Origin of the sequence: Herpetosiphon llansteffanensis, assembly GCF_003205875.1 — a bacterium.
Taxonomy (GTDB): domain Bacteria; phylum Chloroflexota; class Chloroflexia; order Chloroflexales; family Herpetosiphonaceae; genus Herpetosiphon; species Herpetosiphon llansteffanensis.
The window spans coordinates 1-387 of record NZ_PUBZ01000064.1 but is presented as its reverse complement, the minus strand read 5'-3'; the positions used below and the strand labels follow the sequence as shown (position 1 = coordinate 387).

The window sequence follows — 387 nt, the reverse complement described above, 5'->3', positions numbered from 1 at the left end:
GCACCATGTCAGCCATGCCGCCGAGAAACTGCGCCGGCAGCACGGCCTGGCGCAGCATGTCTACGTGATGGTCCGAACGAATCCGAATCGCGAGCAGGATATCCAGTACAGCCGGACTACCCTGATGCCGCTGGTGTCCCCCACGGCCGACAGCGCGGTGATCCTGGCGGCAGCCATGAGCGGGTTGCGAGCGATATTCCGTCCGGGGCTGAGGTACCACAAGATGGGTGTGATGCTGGGAGAAATCAGCGATGCCGGCGTGTGCCAGGCCGACCTGTTCGCCGCCGCCGATGACAGCAGGCGCACCCGGCTGATGTCGCTGGTGGACCGGATCAATCAGCAGCAGGGCAGGGGCACCGTGCGTTTCGCCAGCGAGGCGCTGGATGA

At 65.4% G+C, this 387-nt stretch carries 1 protein-coding gene; it reads left to right on the top strand.

Annotation, left to right across the window (positions count from 1 at the left end):
* On the top strand, positions 1-387 hold a 387-nt coding region (locus tag C5S61_RS03895; protein ID WP_124033377.1), incomplete at both ends, for a DinB/UmuC family translesion DNA polymerase.